The organism is Nocardioides jensenii JCM 1364 = NBRC 14755 (genome assembly GCF_001552535.1).
Classification (GTDB): domain Bacteria; phylum Actinomycetota; class Actinomycetes; order Propionibacteriales; family Nocardioidaceae; genus Nocardioides; species Nocardioides jensenii.
Genome location: NZ_BCRJ01000178.1, coordinates 1 through 1235 on the forward strand (window position 1 = coordinate 1; position 1235 = coordinate 1235).

A 1235-nucleotide genomic window follows, 5' to 3' on the forward strand; every position below is an offset into this window, starting at 1 on the left:
ACCAAGATCGCCGCGAACGCATCGCGGTCGAAGAACAGGACGGCCCAGTGGTTGCGTGACAAGGCCGCCGAAGTGACTGCTGAGGCCGACAGCCTCGACGAGGCCGAGGATGCCGAGGACGCCGACGGTGGCGGGGGTGGCGGGTTGCCGCCACAGTTGGCGACCCGTAAGGCCCGGGCAGCGAATCTGAAGAAGGCCCTGGCCGAACTGGACCGGCAAGACGCCGAGCACGATCAGATCGACCAAGCAGACCGTGCCCGTGCCGAGTCCTATCTGGCGGCGATCGAGGCTGGGGAAATCCGGCAGGGCCGGGTCCCGAACGGGGTCGATCCTGTGCTCGCCCAGCGGGCCAGGTTGGGGCGTGAACAGCGTCGCATCGGCGAGGTGGAAGGCATCGGGGGTGCCGCGGCGGCCCGGACCCGAGCAGAGGCTCGGCGTGCGATGAAGCGGATCGAGAAGAATCTCGCCGCCGCACTCGAGCAGGTCGAGCAGGGTCCCCTGGACCTACGTGGCACCGCGGAACGGGAACGAGACCGACGAGAAGCACGTTCCCGTTCCCACGGCGGCACCGGCCGCGTCGTGAACACCACCGACCCCGACTCACGGTTGATGACCGAAGGATCCGGAGGTGGTTCCGTGCAGGGCTACAACGCCCAAATCGCGGTCACCGATGACCACCTCATCCTCGGCATCCACATCTCCCAAGACGCCAACGACACCAACTGCTACACACCCACCCTGAACGCCGCCACGACCAACGCCAAGGCATTGGGCAAGAACATCGAACTCGTCCTGGCTGACGCCGGCTACTTCACCGACACCAACCTCGACGCCGATGGTCCGGACCGGTTGATCGCACCCGGCAAGCATCGTGATCTGGCCCGCGAACAACGCGACAACCCCACCACCGGGCCACCCCCACCGGATCTGGACGCGAAGGCAGCCATGCAATACCGGCTACGGAACCCTCAGAACGCGGCACAGTACAAACGCAGATCCGCCACCGTCGAACCCGTCATCGGACACCTCAAGGACAAAACCAAACTCCGCCGCTTCGCCCGACGAGGCATCCAAGCCGTCACCGCCGAACTGAACCTCGCAGCCGCAGTCCTCAACCTGACCAAGCTCCACCAAGCAGCACCGATGACCGGCTGACCCGGCCCGAGGACGGCTCGTCCCCACCAGCACACCCGCCGGCACGACTCAGAATCAGCAACGCCAAACCGCAACAGTCA

1 protein-coding gene is annotated in these 1235 nt (G+C 66.0%); it reads left to right on the forward strand.

Features of this window, described 5'->3' with window-relative positions; all coding sequences use genetic code 11:
• The coding region (locus NJ4_RS24835; protein WP_067442127.1) for a transposase at positions 1–1155 on the forward strand (1155 nt) is incomplete at its 5' end.
• Positions 1156–1235 lie beyond the last annotated feature (80 nt).